General features: G+C 52.4%; 14 protein-coding genes. 10 read left to right on the forward strand and 4 right to left on the reverse strand.

Going from position 1 to position 21,493, the window contains the following annotated elements; genetic code table 11:
- Nucleotides 1-46 precede the first annotated feature (46 nt).
- Genes NST26_RS15490 through NST26_RS15500 form a run of 3 tightly spaced genes read right to left on the reverse strand, consistent with a single transcriptional unit; the run spans nt 47 to nt 3,286 of the window.
- Nucleotides 47-286, reverse strand: a complete 240-nt coding sequence (locus NST26_RS15490) for a class I SAM-dependent methyltransferase (protein ID WP_036726115.1) — start codon at nt 284-286, stop codon at nt 47-49.
- On the reverse strand, nt 283-2,022 hold the full coding sequence (locus tag NST26_RS15495) for a cache domain-containing sensor histidine kinase (protein ID WP_340979368.1): 1,740 nt from the start codon (nt 2,020-2,022) through the stop codon (nt 283-285). The genes NST26_RS15490 and NST26_RS15495 overlap by 4 nt, the downstream gene beginning before the upstream one ends.
- A 19-nt stretch (nt 2,023-2,041) precedes the next feature.
- Nucleotides 2,042-3,286 (reverse strand): response regulator, encoded by a 1,245-nt coding sequence (locus tag NST26_RS15500; protein WP_340979370.1) that lies wholly within the window; start codon nt 3,284-3,286, stop codon nt 2,042-2,044.
- 226 nt (nt 3,287-3,512) lie between these two features.
- Here NST26_RS15500 and NST26_RS15505 point away from each other — a divergent pair, with 226 nt between their 5' ends.
- The 6 genes from NST26_RS15505 to NST26_RS15530 all read left to right on the forward strand — a co-directional run bounded on the left by NST26_RS15505 (nt 3,513) and on the right by NST26_RS15530 (nt 16,212).
- Complete coding sequence (locus tag NST26_RS15505; RefSeq protein ID WP_340979371.1) at nt 3,513-5,687, forward strand: beta-galactosidase; 2,175 nt, start codon at nt 3,513-3,515, stop codon at nt 5,685-5,687.
- Nucleotides 5,688-5,754: 67 nt separating this feature from the next.
- Nucleotides 5,755-7,920, forward strand: a complete 2,166-nt coding sequence (locus NST26_RS15510; RefSeq protein WP_340979372.1) for a GH92 family glycosyl hydrolase — start codon at nt 5,755-5,757, stop codon at nt 7,918-7,920.
- A 211-nt stretch (nt 7,921-8,131) separates the two neighbouring features.
- Nucleotides 8,132-9,238 carry a peptidylprolyl isomerase gene (locus NST26_RS15515; RefSeq protein WP_340979373.1) on the forward strand — a complete coding sequence of 369 codons (1,107 nt, stop codon included), beginning with the start codon at nt 8,132-8,134 and terminating at the stop codon, nt 9,236-9,238.
- Nucleotides 9,239-9,263: 25 nt separating this feature from the next.
- On the forward strand, nt 9,264-14,210 hold the full coding sequence (locus NST26_RS15520; RefSeq protein WP_340979374.1) for an S-layer homology domain-containing protein: 4,947 nt from the start codon (nt 9,264-9,266) through the stop codon (nt 14,208-14,210).
- Between the two features lie 187 nt (nt 14,211-14,397).
- A complete protein-coding gene (locus NST26_RS15525; RefSeq protein ID WP_036726122.1) occupies nt 14,398-14,772 on the forward strand; it encodes a BlaI/MecI/CopY family transcriptional regulator in 375 nt (124 codons plus the stop codon).
- A 9-nt stretch (nt 14,773-14,781) separates the two neighbouring features.
- Nucleotides 14,782-16,212, forward strand: coding sequence for a M56 family metallopeptidase (locus tag NST26_RS15530; protein ID WP_340979376.1), 1,431 nt, complete (start codon nt 14,782-14,784; stop codon nt 16,210-16,212).
- Between the two features lie 90 nt (nt 16,213-16,302).
- On the opposite strand, the gene NST26_RS15535 is transcribed toward NST26_RS15530, so the two are convergent.
- On the reverse strand, nt 16,303-17,451 hold the full coding sequence (locus NST26_RS15535) for an epoxide hydrolase family protein (RefSeq protein WP_340979377.1): 1,149 nt from the start codon (nt 17,449-17,451) through the stop codon (nt 16,303-16,305).
- A gap of 202 nt (nt 17,452-17,653) precedes the next feature.
- Here NST26_RS15535 and NST26_RS15540 point away from each other — a divergent pair, with 202 nt between their 5' ends.
- The 4 genes from NST26_RS15540 to rd all read left to right on the forward strand — a co-directional run bounded on the left by NST26_RS15540 (nt 17,654) and on the right by rd (nt 21,470).
- On the forward strand, nt 17,654-18,358 hold the full coding sequence (locus NST26_RS15540) for a class I SAM-dependent methyltransferase (protein WP_340952975.1): 705 nt from the start codon (nt 17,654-17,656) through the stop codon (nt 18,356-18,358).
- A 431-nt stretch (nt 18,359-18,789) separates the two neighbouring features.
- Nucleotides 18,790-20,028 carry an FprA family A-type flavoprotein gene (locus tag NST26_RS15545; protein ID WP_340979378.1) on the forward strand — a complete coding sequence of 413 codons (1,239 nt, stop codon included), beginning with the start codon at nt 18,790-18,792 and terminating at the stop codon, nt 20,026-20,028.
- Between the two features lie 16 nt (nt 20,029-20,044).
- Nucleotides 20,045-21,256, forward strand: coding sequence for an NAD(P)/FAD-dependent oxidoreductase (locus tag NST26_RS15550; protein ID WP_340979379.1), 1,212 nt, complete (start codon nt 20,045-20,047; stop codon nt 21,254-21,256).
- A gap of 31 nt (nt 21,257-21,287) precedes the next feature.
- Nucleotides 21,288-21,470, forward strand: a complete 183-nt coding sequence (gene rd / locus NST26_RS15555) for a rubredoxin (protein WP_076075525.1) — start codon at nt 21,288-21,290, stop codon at nt 21,468-21,470.
- The last annotated feature ends 23 nt before the right edge of the window (nt 21,471-21,493 follow it).

Below are 21,493 nucleotides of genomic sequence, written 5' to 3' on the forward strand. Positions count from 1 at the left end.
CCCTTCAGCTATCGAGTTGAACCTTAACGCAGGGGCAAGGTTCCCCCTACCGAATAGGTACTGCTAAAACAACATGCAACAATTGATTCACTTTAAGGTGTTTCGTGATGCAGCCGCTATCCTCTAATAAATCAATGAGCTTGGGGAATTGGATATAATTCTCCTGAATAGCGAGCAGCATTTGGTCACTCGTCAGATGATGCAGGGCAAAACTCGAAACAATAAAATCAAATTTCCCGTCAAGGTATGGCAATGCCAGGAAATTGCCGCACTGCCCTGATATCATTTAGACAATTCCTTCTTCAAGCGGATGGTCACGGTGGTGCCTTGCCCGGGAGTGCTGGAGATGCTGAGTCCGTATTGGGGACCATATTCCAGCTTAATCCGTTCGTCCACATTACGCAGACCGTATCCGCTCTGGAACAGCACATCCTCTTTGGCCTGGCTGAGTGTGGCCCCATTTGCAAATCCGACGCCGTCATCGGTCACCGTGAACCGGATCTCTTCCCCCAGGAGCTCGCCCTTAATCCAGATCCGGCCTGCGCCGCGCTTCTCGCTGATGCCATGTTTGATCGCATTCTCGGCAATAGGCTGGAGAATCAGCTTCAATATACGGACGCCTTGCAGGGATTCATCCATCTCATATTCAACTCCGAACTTATCCGGGAACCGCATTTGTTCGACCGTCACGAAGCTCTGTACCAGACGAATCTCCTCTTCGACCGTGACGAACTTGTCCCCTTTATGCAGGCTGATCCGAAAAAAGGTAGCCAGGGAGGAAATCAGCCGTTCAATGTCCGGCTGCTTCTTCAGCCGGGCAATCCAGGCAATCGCATCCAAGGTGTTATATAGAAAATGAGGATTAATCTGCGATTGAAGCGCAGTTAGTTCGGCCTTGCGCTGCTTCTCCTTCTCCTCATCCTTCTCCAGCATCAATTGGCTGATCCGCTCCACCATTTGGTAATAGCTGTTCTCCAGTTGGCTAATCTCATCGACTTGTCCCCGCGGGTCATAGACAGCAGCCAGATCTTTTTTGCCAAAGAGCCCCAGCTTCTTCTTCAAATTCAGCAGCGGGCGGGTAATCTGCGCTGCCAGATAGAAGGACAGCAGTAGCAGTACAATGAAGGTTACACTGGCGAACAGAAGCGCATTGCGGTTGCCCTTGACGATTCCCGCGAACAGCTTGTGGCTGGAGATCACGCTGGTGAATTCCCAGCTGACCCCAAGGCTCGCCAGCCGGGGATTCAGCGGATAGGTCGCAATGATATAAGTGTTGCCATTCTCCGACCAGGTGCGGTAGCCTTCTTCCTTACCCGGACGAATCGGGGCGCTCTCCTCCAGATAATTGCCCAGCAGCCGTTTGTCCGGATGGGAAACAATCCGGTTGCCGGACGTCAGGAAGGAGTAGCCGATGCCTGTGAAGCTGGAGGAATACAGCGCCGCCAAGGCCGACTCTCTGACATAAATAATCACGACACCGATATTCTGCCCCGTATTGAAGTTGCGGAACTGCTGTCCGAAGGGAATGTAGGCATTGCCTTCGCCATCGCGTTTGATCTCACCGACCACAGGCATACTGCTCTCCTGAATACGCTTGATGAACAGGGCCTCGGGTACCTCCAGCATCTGCTGCTTGGTCTGGTAAGAATAGAGCACATTGTCATTGGTATGGATGATAACATTGCCTGCCAGGTCATTATCGGCCAGCATATCGTCAATAATGGTTCCAATCCGCAATTCCTTGTCTGCCGCCGGGAAGTGGTCATTATTGATGATCTGATAGATATCGCTGTTCACCAGAAACCGCAGGAACAGCATCTGGATGTCATCGGCCATCAGCTCCACGCTCAGTCCAATCTGGCGCTGCGTCTGAACGACATGGCGGTACAAGTCTTTTTGCAGATAGGTATAGGAGTAGAAATTGAAAATAACCAGCATCAGCACCAGATGCAGAGACAAGCCCGCTAACAGAACAATCACAATCCGGCCCTTGATCTTGAACCGCCGCAGCCGGGAGTTCATCCATTTCTCCAAATTCGGCTTAACCATAGGTTTTCGCATATTCACTTGGCGGGATACCGGTCATTTTTTTGAAGATCTGGCTGAAATACTTGGAATCGCTAAAGCCGACCTGATTGCCCACCTCATAGACCCGGTACATCGGATTACGCAGCATACGCTTGGCTTCCTCGATGCGGTATTCCGTCAGACATTCGTAGAAGGTCTTATTCAGATCCTTGCGGAACAGATGCATCAGATGGGTCGGACTCACAAATACCGCCGAAGCGACCCGTTCAACGGTAATATTCCCGGCATAATGCTCCCGGATAAAAGCGAGCGCTTCCCTGATTTCACGCCGGCAGCGCATTCCGGCCTCTTCCTCGGCATACAGCACGCGTTCAACACCAGTTAAGGCCCGCTGTGCGGCAAGTACAGCCTGCCGGTACGAGTCTGCGATTCTGTGCCAATCTCCTTCAGGCTTGCCAATACCTATACAGAGCGGCTGCCCGAAGTGCTGCTGGCTCCATTCGGACAGCTGTTTGCCCAAGCTGCGGGCAGCATCACCGGCAGTGTTGATATCTCTGGTTCTGAGTACCATAACCCACTCCAGATGGCTGTCCCGGAAGAGGCAAAGCTGCTCCAAAGAATGCGCTTCCACGAAGTCCGCTGCGGCATCCTCCAGTGCTCCCGTTGCCTCGGCCGTCCGCTCCATGCCATTGTCGGGAGGGAAGGCGAGAGATAGAGGCATGACAGCCTCTCCAGGTGCGAGCTCAAGGTTCAATAGCTTCAGCTTACCGGCTACAAATGCCTCATCCTGCAATTGGCCGTGCAGCAGATCCTGCCAGAATTGCTTGGAGATCGAAGCGATTTCCCCGTTCAGCTGGGAATACCGCTTGGAATGCAGCTTCTTCTCCAGAATTTCTGTGCCGATACAGCGTACCGTATCTGCGAGTTCTTCTATATTAATGGGCTTCAGCAAATAAGTGGAAGCTCCATAACGGAGAGCTGCCTGCGCATATTGAAATTCATCATAGCCGCTAAGGACGACAATGCCCACCAGCATGTCCTGTTCGCGGATTTGCTCTATAAGCTCCAGACCATTCATGAACGGCATGCGGATATCCGTAATAATCACATCCGGGCGGTGCTGGAGGGCGAGCTCCAGGCCTTCTTCGCCATTGCTGGCTTCTCCAATGATCTCAACGCCATATTCTGCCCAATCTATAGTTTGTGTGATGCCCATACGTACCAGGTATTCGTCATCGACTACAAGCGCTTTCAACATTAGCTTCACCCCGTAGTAGTTTTCTTTGTCTTACAGTCAGTATAAACATGAATGGTCTTTTAGAGTAGCCGTAAATAATCAGGTGGTCAGGATCGCAAACCGTTTCATAGGATTCTAACCTAACTTTCGTAAAATACACTGTGATAGACTTTAAGCGTGAATAAACAGTAAGCGCTTTTATAGATGAAAGACTATCGAAATTGAACGCTGTAGGAGGAGTTACGTGATGCAAGATCCATTTATTCCATTCGGGTTTCAATATTACCGTTCCCCAACCCCCTTCAAGGACCAATGGGAACAAGACCTCGGCAATATAGCCGGGCAGGGGTTCAATTGTGTGAAGTATTGGGTGCAGTGGCGGTCCAGCGTCTCCAGGGAAGGGACATTCGTGTTCGATGATATTCAGGAGCTGATGGATATAGCTCACCAGAATGGATTGAAGGTCATTTTGAATGTGATTTTCGACGTAGCTCCGGCCTGGTTCTACAGAAAATATCCGGATTCCAAAATGGTCACGGCCGACGGTTCCATTCTCGAGCCAAGAGCAATTAACTGCCGCCAGATTGGCGGAGCGCCTGGACCTTGCTATCATCATGCGCCAGCCGCTGCGGAGAAGGCACGCTTTCTGGAGGAGACCGTCAAGGCCTTCAAAGATCATCCGGCGCTTTGGGTATGGGATTTGTGGAATGAGCCGGAGCTGACCACGGGGATTAAGCGTGAGCTGTCTTTTGACAACCAGGTCTGTTATTGCAAGCATTCAATTCCGGCATTTCACGACTGGCTGATCCATAAATATGGTTCTCTGGAAGCGCTCAACGAATCGTGGCAGCGGACTTACGGGGACTGGGAGGAAGTGGAGGCACCGCGGGGCCAAGGCGTCTTCAACGATCTGATAGATTGGCGGCTGTTCATGTCGGACACGCTGACGGAGGAGCTGCGGAGCCGGGTACAAGTGGTGAAGTCGCTGGATGTGCAGCATCCGGTTATGGCTCATACGGTACCGGCCCCAATCTTCAATATGATTACGGCCGGTTCGGATGACTTCAAGCTGGCAGAGCCCTGTGATCTGACAGGCAACAGCCTGGGGTCTTCGGCGTGGTCGGCTGATCTGCTGATCTCGGCTGCCAAGGGCAAACCGATTATTAACTCGGAAATTCACGCGCTGCCGGGCAATACAGCGATGAAGCCGCGCCAGCCGGATCTTCTGGAGATGAAACGGCATATTCTGACCCCGCTTGCCCGCGGCATCACCGGATATCTGTTCTGGCAATACAGGCCAGAGATATTGGGTCAGGAAGCTCCGGCCTGGGGCAGTGTCTATCTGGACGGCAGCGCTACGCCCTGGTACAAGGACATGGCACAGCTTAACAAGGTGGTACAGAGCAACAAGCGGGAGCTGATGCTGGCCAAACGCCGCGGGGACGGGATTGCCATTCTGTTCAGCCCGGAGAATCAGATTGCCAACTTCGCAGCGCATGATCATCTGGATACCTACAACGACTCTATACAAGGCGCCCATAAGCTGCTGCATGAGCTTAATTATAAAGTAGAGTTCCTGCATGAGTCTGATGTTATTGAGGAGTCACTGAAGCCATACCGCTGCCTGTGGATGCCTTATCCGCTCTACCTGAGCCGCAACTTGTGCGCCATCCTGCGTGTGTGGGTGGAGAACGGCGGAATTCTGATCTCGGAATGCTCCTTCGGTGCTCTTCAGGCGGAGAATGGCTGTCACAGCTATAACGTTCCGGGATATGGATTCGATCAAGTGTTCGGCGTCCGCGAGACCTGGATTCACTCTGCCGAGAATCTGGATCACAGCTATCATCAGGTTGCCTTCGAATCCCGGACGGCGATTCCGCTGCGGAATGTGATGGGGCAAAGCGGGGAAGAAGAGCCTGCCGCTAGCGATCTGGCTCATGGCTCCTATTACAAATCGGATATCGGGCTGGAAGAACATGTGAAGGTGCTGGCCCAATTTACCGAAGACCTCATGCCTGCCTTAACCTGCGCTGATTACGGCACAGGACGCGCTGTATGGTTAGGCACCTTGCTTGCGGCTGCCTATTGGAAGGATGAGCATCCCGGTACGCTTCAACTGGTACGGGATCTGCTGCAGCAGGAGCTGAAGCTGGAGACTTATGTGCAGGCAAGCGGTAAAGTCCGTGCGGATCTGTCCGAATGGGGCGAAGGAACGGACCGGGGCGCATTTCTATATGTGCACAATGAAGGGCAAGAAGAGACCACGACTGAAATTAAGCTGCGTGCTGTGTATACCTCAGCCGAACCCTGGTTCACCGGCGGCCACGCGGAAATTCGGCCGACGGACAGGAAGGAGCCTGCAACAACCCGCCTGACTGTACAGATGCAAGCCGGGGATATTCAGGTATTCCGCTTAACTTAGGGCGGCAGAGGTACTGCCAGATATTATAGAGCCGGCCGGTGCGATCCGGCTTAAGGAGTGTATTGGTATGAAGTTATTAGATTATGTGAATGTCCTCCAGGGAACAGAATCGGATTTCCGGTATTCCAACGGAAACACGCTGCCGCTTACAGCGATGCCGTTCGGTATGGCAGCCTGGTGCCCGCAAACCTATGAAGCGGGCGGCACCTGGTTCTTCCATCCCCGTCACCGCCACCTGGAGGGCATCCGCCTGACCCATCAGCCCAGTCCCTGGATTGGGGACTATGGACATCTGACGCTGTTGCCGCAGAGCGGGCCGTTGCTGCTCAGCCCTGGCGCACGCTCCTCCTCCTTCAAACCGGGGGAGATGCAGGTCTCCCCCCACTATTTCAGTGTACACTTACAGCGTTACCGGACCCGGCTGGAGCTGACGCCCACCGAACGCTGTGCAGCGCTGAGAATAACTTATGATGAGCCGCACAAGAACAGGCTGATTATAGCGCCGCTGAAGGGGGAGTCACATTTTGTCTTTCAGCCGGAGATGCGCAGAATTACCGGCTATACCAGAGGCCATACCGCCGGGGTTCCCGATAACTTCGCCATGTATTTCGTCTTCCAGTTCGATACAGACCTGATCATGGAGGAGTCGGGCATCTTCAATGGAGATTATAAGCCGTTAGGGACGTATGAGGGAACCGGAGAACGGCTCGGTGCCTATGCAGGATTAGCCCTGCCGGAATCCGGCGTTGCAGGGGTCAAGTGCGGCACCTCCTTCATCAGCGGGGAGCAGGCTCTGCTGAATCTGGAACGGGAGATTGGTGAACGCAGCTTCGGGGAGACCTTAAGCACAGCAGAGGCAAGCTGGGAAGAACGGCTCAGCCGGATTACGGCAGAAAGCGCAGATGAAGAGAATCTCCGCACCTTTTACAGCTGCATGTACAGGGTCTGCCTGTTCCCCAGAACATGGCATGAATATAACGAGCATAGCGAACAGATTCATTACAGTCCATTTAACGGCAGCATTTGCCAAGGTCCAATGTATTCAGATATCGGTCTGTGGGATGTATACCGTACGAGCCTCCCGCTGTACAGCGTTCTGTTCCCAGCTTTGCTGGGAGAGATTATGCAGGCGTGGACGCTGGCTTATGAAGAGAACGGCTGGCTGCCGAAGTGGCTGTCTCCGGGTGAACGCAGTGCGATGCCCGGGACGCTGATTGATGCGGCGGCTGCGGATGCCATTGTCAAGGGAATCGGGGGCTTCGATGCGGAGCTGCTGTATGAAGGCCTGCTGAAGCACGCGGACTATCCGGCTGCGGATGAGAGACTGGGCAGACGCGGGCTTGAATTATATTTACAGTATGGCTATCTGCCGCATGACCGGTTCCATGAAAGTGTAAGTAATACACTCGATTATGTATACGGGGATTTCTGTATTGCCCAGATTGCCAGAACACTTGGCAAGATGGATGACTATGAGCGCTTCATGAGCCGTGCGCAGAATTACAAGCGCTTATTTGATCCGGAAGTCGGATTCATGAGAGGCCGTAACGAGGACGGCACCTGGCAAGAAGCCTTTGATCCTCTGCAATGGGGCGATCCCTTCTGTGAGGGTGGTGCCTGGCAGGGGAGCTGGGCGGTCCCCCATGACTTCACGGGGCTGGCCGGACTGATGGGCGGAGAGCAGGCATTCGTCCGCAAGCTGGACCAGCTAATGGCTGAAGAACCGGTATTCAAAGTAGGCTCCTATGGACAGGAAATTCATGAAATGTCGGAGATGGCTTCGGCCGGACTCGGGCAATTTGCCATCAGCAATCAGCCCAGCTTTCACATTCCTTATCTATTCTCCAGACTCGGGGCGTTGCCCACAACACAGTACTGGGTCCGCAAAACCATGTCCGGACAGTTCAACAGCAGGATGGACGGGTTGCCCGGCGATGAGGATAACGGCAGCATGGGGGCCTGGTATATTTGGAGTGCCCTCGGCCTGTATCCGTTAAGTCCCGGAATTCCTGAGTACGTACTCGGCAGCCCCCTGTTTGACAAGGTTACTATCCAGCTTGACAACGGGCGGCAATGGGTCATTGAAGCGGAGAATAATAGTCTCGCCAATGTATATAGTGCATCGGTTCACTGGAACGGTAAGCCATGGGAGCATCACTCCTTGCCGCATGACGAGATTATGAGAGGCGGAGTCTTAAGCTTCAATATGGTTCCGGGGCCTGCCCCGCTATAAGAACCAGTCAAGGCAGTCCGGATATTCCAGGCTGCCTTTGTTCTACCTTATAGACCCTTCCAGCTAAGGAAGGAAGAACCAGACACTGCTGTCAAATCGTGAAATGGCAAACCATTTCGCAGGTTTCACACCTGTCTTTTCATGAGCAATCTGTCTAATATCGAAGGTGTTGAAAGCGCTTAACAGAAAAGCGGGGAGGAGAGATCAACCCATGGCTCAAAGGTTTCATTCCAAAAGGAAAGTGCTCGCCACTGTTCTGGCTGCATTGATCGCCGGAAGCCTGATAATGATTGGAGCAATGAGCACGGCAACGCCCGATGAAGCAGCTCCGCTTCTGATCGTCAATGATCAGGAGGCCACCACCGCTGAGTTCAACTGGCATCTTCAGCTGAACCGGGCGCTTACTGCCGATTATTTCATGAAGACTTATAATGCCGGTTATTCGGAGGACTTCTGGTTGACCGATTATTCCGGCGAGATTCCGCTGCAACGATGGATCAGGGACGCACAGACTCAGCTATTGACCAAGCAAGCAGAGCTGCAGCTTGCAGAGGAAGCTGGAGTGATATCAGACATCAGCTTTGAGGCATTCCTGATTGGAATGGAGCGCGAGAATATACGGCGGAGTCAGGCGGAAGTGAACAAGGAGGTGGTGTATGGTCCTAAGCATCTGGATGGACAGGCTTACTACAGCTATTACATGAGCAATCTTGAGGATGCAACGATTGATGCGATGCGCCGTAATGGTTCCATCGTCATCACTGCTGAACAGGAGAGGCTGGAATACGAAGCCAATCTGGCTGCGAAATATTCCAGGCAGGGAACTATCCGTCTGGAATGGGTGACGCTGCCCTACGGACCGGAATCAGAGTACAAAGATCAGAGCGGGGCCATGGACAGAATGCAAGACCTCCAGGCAACAGTACTGGCCGGAACCGAATCGAACGGAACCGAACTTACCGGAACAACTCTCCGTGAACAGGCGGACAAGCTTGGGGTCTATGCCCGCGAGCTAACCGTTACCAGCACCTCACGGCGGACAGCAGCGCTGGAGAATCCAATGGTGTTACTTGCTGCGGAGCAGCTTGCACAGGGACAGATGAGTAGCTTGATTGTAGAGAACGGGGCTGTCCACCTCCTGTACTGCCTGTCCGAAGCTGAGCCGGAAGCTCTGCCGTTCGATCAGGTAAAGGATAAGATTGCACAGGATCTGGCACAGCAGAAGTTCAGAGCTCTTGTGGATCACAAGCGGTCCGAAGCCGTCGTGGAGTGGAATAAGCAAATGGCTGAGGATCTGGCACAGCAGGCGATTCAATAACAATCTAAGGAGGAATTACGCAATAATGTTGAAAAAACTGACAATAACCATACTTGCGCTGGTGATGATCTGCACGGCGATGCTCCCCGCAATGGGTGTTTCTGCCCATACAGAAGAGACTGTGACCAATGAGTTCTCGGCCCTTCCGGCAGCGGAGTTACGCTCGGAGAATTGGGTTATTGACAGCAGCAACCCTCAGTTCTTCAGCGGAGATGCTGACAGAATGGTCAGGACCTCAATGGATGCCGGATATGCAGTCTATCCAATGACAGGCATCCAGTCGTTCTCGCTTCAAACGTATTATTTCTCCGGCTCAACCGCCGTAGTCAAGTTCTACGGATCAGCGGATGCCGCAGACTGGACGGAGCTTCCGGCCGTCAATGACAGCCCGGCGGCGACCGGTTCGGGCTGGTACGGAACCCTGTATACACCGTCAGGAGCACTGCCGGATGGTGTTAATTACCTCAAAATTGAAGTCAGCGGCGATCTCGATACCTGGATGACGCAGCTCGGCAGCCTTAATCTCTCCAATGTATCCTTAGCTCCGCTAACGTTGAACGATGAGCTGGACGATGTCTCACAGCTCTCCGCATACAGCGATAACTGGACCATGGATACGAGCAATCCCGATTATTTTGGCGGAGATGCTTCCCGGGCGGTAAGAACGGCAGAATCTGCTGAATTTATCGTATACCATCTGCATAACCTGCAGTCCTTCAAAGCCCGCCTGCATTCCTTTGCCGGCTCCAGCGGGAGCATCAAGTTCTACGGTTCGGCGGATGCCTCAGCCTGGGCGGAGCTGCCCGCTGTTCAAGATGCTCCCCAGTCCACGGGTGACGGAGCTTGGACAGGGAGCAATTATACGCCTGCAGCGGTTATTCCACCCGGTATTCATTATCTGAAAATCGAAATAACAGGCGATTCCGCTCCCTGGCAGATGCAGCTAGGCTCTGTCTCCTTATCCAATAGAGTGCAGGGAGGCGGCGGAAGCAGTGGCGGAGACGGAGATTATTATGTCGATGCACTGACTGGCAGCGACAGAAATGACGGGCGAACACCGGAGACGGCGTGGAAGACCTTTACTGTAGTCAATCAGACTACCTTTGAGGCCGGGGACCGGATTTTGCTGAAGAAGGGCGGCATCTGGAATGAACAATTATATCCCAAAGGCAGTGGAACGGACGAGAAACTGATCACTATCGGTGCATACGGCACCGGAAGCAAGCCGGTTATTAATGGCGGTGGTATGGCCGGCGGGGCCGTATATTTACGCAATGCCTCGAATTGGATGATCCAGGATCTGGAGGTTACCAACTATGCCTCCGAGAGGGGAACGGTCTACCGCGAAGGGATTATGGTAGAGAACGCCAATGGAGGAATCTTAAGAAATATACACATTAAGGATAACTATGTGCATGATGTATCCAGCAGCTTCCGCTATCCTACCGTATCCGGGGCCGAAGGAGGTCCGCATGCGTTCGGCGGCATCTCTGTCTATGTCGGAGGAACAACGGGTACTGACAAGTTCGACGGGGTATGGATCGAAGGCAACACGGTGGAACGGATCGGGCGTACCGGGATTGTGGTATGGGATCAGCGGTTCAACGGAACGGATTATGCTAGTGTCAATGTCACCATCCGCGGGAACTATGTTAAGCAGGCGGACAGTGACGGGATTCTCACCTTTGGTGTGAATGGGGGATTGATTGAACATAACATTGCAGAGGAAGGAGGGAACTATTCCGAGGAAGGTGAATTTAACGGCTCCGCCGCGATCTGGCCGACCCGGGGCCGGAATAACGTTGTACAGTTCAATGAGTCCTTCAACACGAACAAGCCGGAAGGCGACGGCCAGGGCTTCAATCTGGATATTGATACCATAGACAGTGTGGTTCAATATAATTACAGCCATGGCAACAAAGGCGGATTCATGCTTTTCGTCGATGCGCGTTTGACTCCGGGGGTGCTGACAGGCTCCTCTAACAATGTGGTGCGCTACAATATCAGCCAAAATGATCTGACGCACACCTTCAACTTCGCGGGCGGGGTTACGCCGGATACACAAATCTATAATAATACAATCTATATCGGAGCAGGGCAGAACACCAGAATTATCGACCATGAATGGGATGACGGCGGCAATATCAACGCTCCCTATTCCTTCAAGAATAATCTGGTCTACAACCTTGGACAGGGAGGATATAATCTGCCGGGGGTGAACGGCACCTTCGATCATAATCTGCTGTATGGCAACCATCCTGCAAGTGAGCCGGAGAATGCTAATTCCATCACAGCGAATCCGCTGCTTGTCGCCCAAGGCAGCGGCGGTACCGGCTGGAATACAGTGGACGGCTACAAGCTGAGAGACAACTCGCCTGCACTCGGGGCCGGAGCTGTTATTGCCGACAATGGCGGACTGGATTACTGGGGCAATGCCGTGTCAGCGGATGCTCCGCCGAATATCGGAGCGTATAACGGTCCCGGACTTGATCCGGCAACGCTGCCTGAAGCACCCATAGATGATCTGAGGCTGTATTATGAAGGCCTGAAGATTGTCCCGCATATTAAGGACGGAAGCGGCGGCGGGATATCGCTTCAGCTTCAATTCACGAACAGTTCGGCCGCAGACCCTCTGGTCATTAAGAAGATTACCTGGTCTATCGGTGAAGGCAAAGAGCAGATTACCGGCAGCGAATCGAAGTTGCCTGAGATCGCACCGGGCAGCCAATTCCCTTATTCCATTCCACTGCCGGGATTCTCTGAAGGCGTGAAGTATCCTCTGGAGCTGACCGTTGATCTGGAGGGTTACGAGGATGTCCACGTGAAGCGGAATATAGATATTAACCGGATGCCGAACCAGTCGGACACAAGCACTCCGGCGCTGATTGATCTTGCGGACGGAACGCCCCTACTGACGGATTACACTGGTGTTGATGATCTCAGTGGAACCGCGCAGCTGCGCTGGGATAAAGATCAATTGTATTTGACAGCCGATATCCGTGATGATGTCTTCACTCATAAGGCTTCCGGGATTAATATCTGGCAGAATGACAGCATCCAGTTCAGCCTTGCTCCCGGTGTACCGGGAGACAGCCAGTCCTGGTATGAATACGGGATCTCTCAGACACCGGAGGGTCCGCAGATTTACCGCTGGCTGTCCATGAAGGGGGCTGCCACTGGAGTATTGACCACAGGAACGCTCAAGGTGACCAGAGATGAGCAGAATAAGGTAACCTCCTATGCCCTGGCACTGCCCTGGAGCGAATTCAGCCCGGTCCGGCCAGCGGCGGGTGAAGTCTTAAGCTTCTCGATGCTGGTCAATGATAATGACGGAGCAGGCCGCAAGGGTTATATCGAATGGGGCTCAGGCATTGGCGGTGTGAAGGACCCGACTCTATTCCGCACCTTTCAGCTGATGAATACCAGCGGGGAAGAAGAGCCGGAGCTGAGCAGCAATGCCGATTTGAGCCGGTTGAGTATTGACGGTACAGATATCTCAGGGTTCGGGCAGGATAAGCTGAATTACACCATCAGCCTCCCTTTTTCCAAGACTGAGGTGAATGTAACGGGGACGCCTGCTCATGCCGGGGCCACCGTGACAGTAACAGGCGGGAGCGGGCTTCAGGTAGGAGACAACAGGATTGATGTCAAAGTGACTGCTGCCGACGGAACTACTTCCAAGACTTACACCGTAAATGCGGTTCGGAGGGGGGACAACGCGGGGACGGATACGCCTGAACCTACGCCCGGCAACAATAACGGCAACAATAATAATAACAGCGGCGGAAGCAGTGAAGGTACTCCCGGCACAGTAGGTGGTGAGATCATTACTCATTCACCGGGACTCCTTCAGGTACAAGCTGAACCGGGAGCCGATGGAATCATTCACGCGCAGCTTCGGGACGGAGAGATCCGGCAAGCCATGGATGGTGTGCAGAGCGGAGCACTGGTGCTTAAGCTGGCAGCAGAGAATGCTAAGACCAAAGGAAGTGCTTTTCAACTACCGGTTAAAGAGCTGAAGGATCATGTAACCTCGCTGACCATACAAGCTGGCGGAGTGACCTTAACGATTCCCGTGGCTTCTCTGGTAGATAGTATTCCTGAGGGTTCCCAAAAGCTGGAGCTTTCCGTTCATGTTGCAGATGCTTCACAGCAGCCCGCGGACATGAATAAGCAATGGGCAACGTATTCCTTACACCGGGTCTCTCTGACCGTGGACGGACAGCAAATAGAAAGACTACGCGGGTCTGCATCCATGAAGGTATCCGTTGCACACAACTTGAAGCCGGGAGAAGCGTCGCATCAAGCTATCGCCTATTCCGTCACTGGTGGAGGGCAAACCGAAGTGATTAAGAACTCTAAATATGTAGCAGGAGCAGGCGGCATTACATTTACAACACCAAATTTCGGCCTCTATGTCACTGCCAATGCAGGGGTTCACTTCTCCGATACGGACTCTAGTAACTCCATCATCCTGGAGGCATTGGCTGCTCGTGGCCTGGTTCGCGGTACAGGGGAGGGCAAATATGAACCTGACCGGCAGATCACAAGGGCAGAATTCATTCAACTGCTGGTATCCGCACTGGAACTTCAAGGAGGGAATAACCAAGGGGAGTTCAAGGATGTCACTCCAGGTGCCTGGTACTACCAAGCCGTTACTACGGCTCAGGCTTTAGGTGTTGTTAACGGGCGGAGCGAGGACTTCTTCGGTGCAATGGAGCCGGTTACCCGCCAGGAGATCGCTGTTATGTTGTTCCGCGCTATGCGTCTGAACGGACCGCAGCCGGAGGCTTCCAGCCCTGCCGCGTCCTTTACGGATCACAAGCAAATCGGAGCGTACGCTCTGGAAGCAGTTAACTATCTGCGGCAGACAGGTATCATCAAGGGCTATGGTGACGGTACTTACAAACCGCAGGGTTTGACCACGCGTGAAGAGGCTGCAGCGGTAATATACAGAATCATGGGATTGTGATTTCATTCTAGTGGAGGCTGCCGGGATTTCCCGGCGGTCTTTTACTGCTTCAGTTCAATTTGATAATCTCTAGACGGATTGCAGCTATACATTTGACTAACCACTACATTGTGTAGTAGATTATAACTACTACGTAGTGTAGTAATCGAACGTTATGGACGCATAACGAAATGAAGAGGTGTTCACGGTGAACAAGATTCAGAAGCTATCGGATACAGAATTAGAGTTAATGGAAGCCATTTGGGCGAGTACGCCGCCAGTTACTTCAACGGAGCTGCTGAACCTGTTCGCGCCTAAGGGAAGGGACTGGAAGGCGCAGACGATATCTACCTTTTTGTCACGGTTAGTGGATAAGGGGTTTCTGACGGCTACCCGGCATGGGCGGCTGAACAAATATGTGCCCGGCATTTCGCCTGAGGACTATAAGCTGGTGGAGACTCAGCATGTCTTGGACGGGCTGTATCAGGGTTCGGTCAAGAATCTGATCTCTGCCATGTATGACGGCGACAAGCTGTCGGACCAAGATATTGACGAGCTAAAGCAATGGTTCTCGGAAAAGTAGGTGATGACGATGAAGATCTTACTCGATATTCTAATCCCGCTAACCGTTGCCGGAAGCGTAGTTACACTCAGCATTCAGGCACTGGGGAGGTTCTCCACCGGACATTTCCCGGCCCGATGGCGTTACGGACTCATTAAGCTGTCCTTAGTCTTTTATTTGATCCCTATAGCTCTGATCCTGCCGTGGTTATCCCAACACCTAAGCGCGCCGCGCGTAGCCACAAGTGTACAGAATCCCCAGAGTGGGAGGCTAACCGGGTATGTAGCGGAATCTCTACAGCCTGCTCTAGCCCTTACCGCAAGTAGCGCATATATCCTGTTAGGGATCTGGGCAGCGGGAGCCATCATTTTTGCCGCCTGGCAAGGGTATGCGTACCGCAGGTTTACTAGAGTACTTAAGCGTAACCGTACCATGGTACCGGAGAATAGTGAGCCAGCTATGATGCTGAGGAGCATCAAGGAGGAGCTTGGCCTCACATGTAAAGTGAAGCTCGCGTACAGTTCTGTCGCACGCAGTCCTTTTCTGGCCGGTCTATGGAGACCGTCGATCTATTTGCCTATACAGAGTCATGCCAATCTGGATATGGAGATGGTCCTGCGCCATGAATTGGTTCATCTGAAGCGGAAGGATCTGTGGATCAAGGCTGCACTGCTTGTAGTCCGTACATTACATTGGTACAACCCGCTAGTTCACAGTGTTCGTCATGAGCTTCATACCTGGAGCGAGCTGACCTGTGACCAGGAAGTGGTGCAAGAGATGTCTCATGCCGACCGCAAACGTTACGGCGGGACGATTCTGAATGTCATGGCAGGGCCCACCAGTCAACCCGGAGCTTTCTACGCCTTATTATCCGGTGACGGTAAACAATTACAAAGGAGATTAACCCATATGCTTAACGTCAAAAAACTAAACAGACAGACCCTCTTCCTATCGGTTACCGCAGCCCTGTTAATTGCAGGGATCGGCACCTCTACGGCGGCATTGGCCTCCAAGATGACACCGCAAGTAGTCGCCGACTCGGAGTATACTTCTTCTGATAATGCCGCTTCCGAGATTGCGGCTTCTACAGTGCCCGAAGGTAAAATAACCGAGCCAGCCAAAGTATCTGGAACCCAGCCTGCCGAGAGCAGCACCATCCCCGCCCAAGAATATAAAGCAGGACAACTTGTTGCCGGGCCAGCTGAATCTGCTGATTCTGCAACGGTTCCCGCTGAGCAGTCTCCAGGATCTGCTCAAGCAGAGATAATTGCCCAGCCACTGCCTGAGCTTGTACCAGCCCCTGCTGAAGGTGCTCCCGTAACGATGCCGAAAGCAAGCGCTGTCCAATCTGATTCCGGGCTTGCCCCGGCACCAGTCCCTGACCAGAAAGAGGCCATTGTAGAGGCACTTCCCGAGCTGGTGCCGGCTCCTGCTGAGATCGTTCCAGCACCGGCAAAGTAAACATCCTGCATTCAACCTGCCGGTATATAATCACAGCCAGGGGCAGCTTCCCAAGCGGAGGCTGCCCCTGTTTTTTTTCACAAGCACGTTCTAATCCCTGAAAGGTCTGAAGAATTCACGGATGTCATCCGCCAGCGGTCCCGGATCTTCCATAGCTGTGAAATGTCCGCCGCGGGGCATCGTGGTCCAGCGTGTAATATTCAGATTGCGTTCAGCCCATGCTCTGGGCGGCAGGCAGACATCTCCAGGGTAGAGAGCTACCGCAGTAGGCACCTCAATAGGTCCTAAGGGCGGCAAAGTATGAGTATTCTCATAATACAAATTCGCGGACGAGCCTGCCGTATTTGTAATCCAATAAATCATAATATTCGTAAGTAACTCATCCTCGCTGAAGCTTTGCCGCAGATCGCCCTTACAATCACTCCATGCCCGGAATTTCTCAATGATCCAAGCCGCCAGACCCACAGGGGAGTCGGTAAGCCCGTAAGCAATCGTCTGCGGCTTCGTCGACTGAATCTGCATATATCCGCCTTCCTCGGCGATCCATTGTGAGGTGTTTTGGATATACAATTGCTCCTCTTCCGTCAGCCCCGACTTATCCTGCACCGCCAGCAGATTCTTGATCAGGCCGATGTCAGTTAGGTGAATTCCGCTTAGAAGCTCAGGATGGTTGAAGGCCAGATACCGGGTCACACCGGAGCCGATATCTCCGCCTGCCGCAGCGAATTTGCGGTACCCGAGATGCTCGGTCATTAATATGGCCCATAGCCCGGCTATGTTGGAATTGTTAATTCCTTTACGCTGCAGTCCATTTGAGAAGCCGAACCCGGGGACAGAAGGGATAATGACATCGAAGGAATCTTCGGGATTCCCGCCGTAGCTCGCCGGATCTGTAAGCATGGGAATAATCTTCTCGTAACGCAAGAAGCTGTCCGGCCAGCCATGGGTGAGGATCAGCGGGTGGGGATTAGGACCTTTGCCGCGTTCATGCACAAAATGAATATCTAGCCCTTCCACCTTGCAGCGGTAATGCGCCAGCTTGTTCAGCTCCGCTTCCCGGGCCCGCCAATCGAACTGATCCCGCCAATAGGCAATAAGAGACTTCAAATATGTCTGATCTGTACCCCGGTCCCATTCAGATTCCTCGAACAAGCCGGTCCAGCGGACATGCCCAAGTCTGTATTTCAGATCCTCCAGGACTTCATCGGCAACATGAATTTGATAACGTTCAACTGTCATTACAATCGCTCCTTAAGTGGAATAACTTCAGTACCAATGGGATAACTATATCACCTTGAGTAATGTTAGACATAGCAAGCTAACCAGGAATATATCTCATCAAAAGTGTGAAGCTGAATGCTTGAGAAGAAGCTGTTAGAGGAAAATACTCTTCACTGGAGAATTACTTTGTGGACGGAATCAAAGATTACGAGGTGAGGGAATGGATAGAATAACCAATATAAGAGTGGAAGAGAAGAAATATCATGATCAATGTTACGAGAGCAGCAAGCTATTCGAGCCAGGCTCCTGGCTGCACAAACCCGTTACTACAGTTATTAATCTTATTAATCAGTATAAGGATCAAGAATACATAAGCATACTGGATCTGGGAGCTGGGGTTGGCCGGAACAGCATTCCGATTGCTGAATCGATTAAGCCTAGGAATGGAAAAGTGGTATGTGTAGACCTGCTGGAATCAGCCACAGCGAAGCTGATGAGTTACAGTCAGCAGTTCGGTGTCGAGTCTTACATTGTACCCATTCTATCTGATATTGAACACTTTTCTATTGAGCCAGATGAGTATGATATTATCGTAGCAGTATCTTCATTAGAACATGTGAGCTCGGCACAGGTACTGGAGCAGAAACTGAGTGAAATGAATGCCGGGACAAGAGCGGGCGGGGCGAATTGCATTATTATCGCGTCCAATATTCGGGAAATGCTTCTAGAGAATAAGCAAGAGCTGGACCCCATGTTTGAAGTAAATCTGTCTACTGAAAGAATGATTGACCTTTTGAAACAGCAGTTTGCCGGATGGAAGATAGAGCAGCTGATCGTAAAACCCTTAGCATTTGAGATTAACAGAGACGGGCAGCCCGTCAAGCTGACCTCTGATTGCATAACCTTTGTTGCCAAGAAAAGCTGATCTTATAGAGATCGGCTTTTTTTGATAAGTTATGATAGCAAAAAGCAAAAAGAAGCGGAGGGGAAATTTGGAACTGGAGGAGCGGTAGCGTCCGCCTTTGTATTTGGATTTCTACCGCGAGGAGCGGTTTCAATCAGGAAATCCTAATACAACAGCGGCCGGAGGGCCAAATGTTCACCGCAGCGACGACCAAGCTTTGAGTTTTAATTTGAAGCAAGCAGTTGCTCAAATCCACTTAAATTAGATTTTTCCTCCCCGCCTGTGACCACACGCACCCCTTCTTCTGTGGAATCGGCTACATTTAGAGTAGGCCAAACGAAAGCTTTCACAAACTTCCGAAATTTGATTTGAATCCTCCTTTTTAAGCAGCTGGCGTAATAGAATGAGGTTGCTGATAAGGATTATCAATCAAATATTGGAGGCTAATACAAATGAGTACACAAACCAGACAAATCGCCGAAGGCATCCACTGGGTAGGCAAAATAGACAACCGTGAAGTCCCGTTCCACCGCCTGATTCTCGCCAAAGGCACCACCTATAATTCTTATCTCCTCAAAACCGGCAAGCCGACCGTAATCGATACGGTGGATATGGAATTCGGCCGCGAATATGCCGAGTGTCTCGCCGGAATGATTGATCTTATGGATATTCACTACATCGTCATTAACCATACCGAGCCTGACCACTCCGGCGGACTGGCGGCACTGGCCGCACAGGCACTGAATGCTACGATTGTCTGCACCGAGATCGCTGTACCGGAGCTGCAGGAGATGTATAAGCTGCACAGCCGCAACTTCCTGGTGGTGAAGGACGGAGACACCCTGGATATCGGCGGCAAAACCCTGCTGTTCAAAGAAACGCCGTACCTCCACACCGCAGAGACGATGATTACGTACTGTGTGGAAGATAAGATCCTGTTCCCTTGCGATATTTTCAGCACACATGTGGCTGCTGAGCATCTGTTCAGCGATGAAGCAGGCTTCGATATCACTGAAGATTACAAAGGCTATTATGCAGCCATTATCCATCCGCACAGAAGATATGTAAGAACACTGCTGGAAGCGGTGAAGGATCTGAAGATCCGCATGATTGCGCCATCCCACGGGTTCCTGATCCGCGAGGACATTCCTAAGTTCATCGGGCTGTACGCCACAATGAGCCGGGAGACCACCCAGGGCAAGAAGGCTGTTATTGTCTATACCACCATCAAGAACAGCACGAAGAAGATGGCCGCGATCATTGAGAATTGCCTGAAGGAGAACAATATTGAGACTGAAGTCTGGAACGCAGATAAAAGCAGCACCGCAGACATCCTGCACAGCATCGAATCGGCAGACGCCGTCTTCATCGGCAGCTCCACGAAGTATGCGGATATGATCGGGAACCTGGAGGAGGTGCTGAAGGGCATGCTGGAGATGAACCTGGAAGGTAAGCTTGCTACGGCGTTTGGCTCCTACGGCTGGAGCGGAGAAGCGATCGAGGTCATTCAGGATTATCTGAACGGAACGAACATGACTGTACAGAGCACCTCTGAGGTTATCAAAACCACGGGCATGACCCATGTGGAATTCCCCGTCCGGGTGAGATTCTCCCCAAGAGAGCCTGAGAAGGTCCAGAAGATTAAGCATGCAACCGAATTTGTCTCGGATCTGCTGCTCAGTTCAATCTAGGGAGGAGAAAGCGAACATGACGAAGCATTACGTAATCGTTGGGGGCGGTGTAACCGCCGTCCATGCCGCCAAAGCGATCCGCGATCAGGACGCGGACTCGGAAATCTCAATCATTGGAGAAGAGAGCGGCCTGCCGTATAACCGGATCAAGCTGACCAAGGGCCTGTTCACCGACCTGCACAGCGAGAAGGTTCTGATCAAGAAGGAGAAATGGTACCGCGATAATCGCATCACCGTACAGTCGTCCACCCGCATCGTGTCTATCCACCCGGAGCGCCAGACGATAGAGACAGAGAGCGGCCAGTGTGTGGAATACCATAAGCTGCTGCTCTGTATGGGGGCGAAGAACCGCGCATTAACCATCCAGGGAGCCGGACTTTCCAATGTACACAGCATCCGGGATCTGGCTGACGCAGACCGGCTGAAGAACAGCCTTAAGGAAGGCAGCCGCGTAACCATCATTGGCGGAGGGGTGCAGGGAATTGAGACGGCCTGGGCGCTTCACGAAGCAGGGTATAAGGTAACTGTGGTTGAATACGCACCTGCCCTGATGGGCAGACAGCTGGATAGCTACTCATCCAAGCGCCTGCAAGAAACCCTTGAACAATCCGGGGTGAAGGTGATTCTTCAAGCGGGTGTGACTTCCATAGAGGGGACAGAGGTTGTCACCGGGGTTACGCTGAATGACGGCACGAGCTTCCCGTGTGACCATGTGGTCTACTCCATTGGGATTGTTCCGAATACTGCTCTGGTTGACGGCTCGGAGATTGAGGTCCGCAGCGGCATTATTGTGGATGAACATCTGCAGACGAGTGCTCCGAATATCTATGCAGCGGGTGACGTTGCAGAGTTCGGCGGGCTGGTGGAAGGCCTGTGGGGCGGAGCGATGGAACAAGGCAAGATCGCAGGGAGCAATATGGCTGAAGCCCGGAGTGTATACCGCAGAGCGGTTCCGGTGACCTTGTTCAATGCGTTCGGGGTGTCCTTGTTCTCCATCGGCAACACCGATGAGCGGAATTGCGATGAGTCGGTATGCGGTGAAGAGAATGGGGCGTATACACGAATTTTTGTGAAGGATCATGTCATGGTCGGGGCGTTGTCCTGGCAGGGCGCTGCGGCTTCGCTGACTTACAAGGCGGCTGTTGAGCAAGGCGTCCAGCTGAGCGGAAGTGCTGACGGCAAGAGCATCGAAGACATTATAGCGGAAGCGCAGTCTGTTCTGAACTGATTAACTACTAAGGATATAGGAGCTGATTACGATGAAAAAATATATCTGTACCCCTTGCGGCTACATCTACAACCCGGCGGTAGGCGATCCCGATGAGGATGTAGCTGCCGGCACAGCGTTCGAGGATCTGCCGGAGGATTGGGTCTGCCCGGTCTGCGGAGAGGACACCAGCCATTTCGTGCCTGTAGAAGAGAAGAACACAATTGCCCATTAGAGGATGGAGACTTAGGCTTCACA

The organism is Paenibacillus sp. FSL R7-0128 (assembly GCF_038002245.1).
In the GTDB taxonomy this organism is placed as follows: Bacteria; Bacillota; Bacilli; order Paenibacillales; family Paenibacillaceae; genus Paenibacillus_AQ; species Paenibacillus_AQ silagei.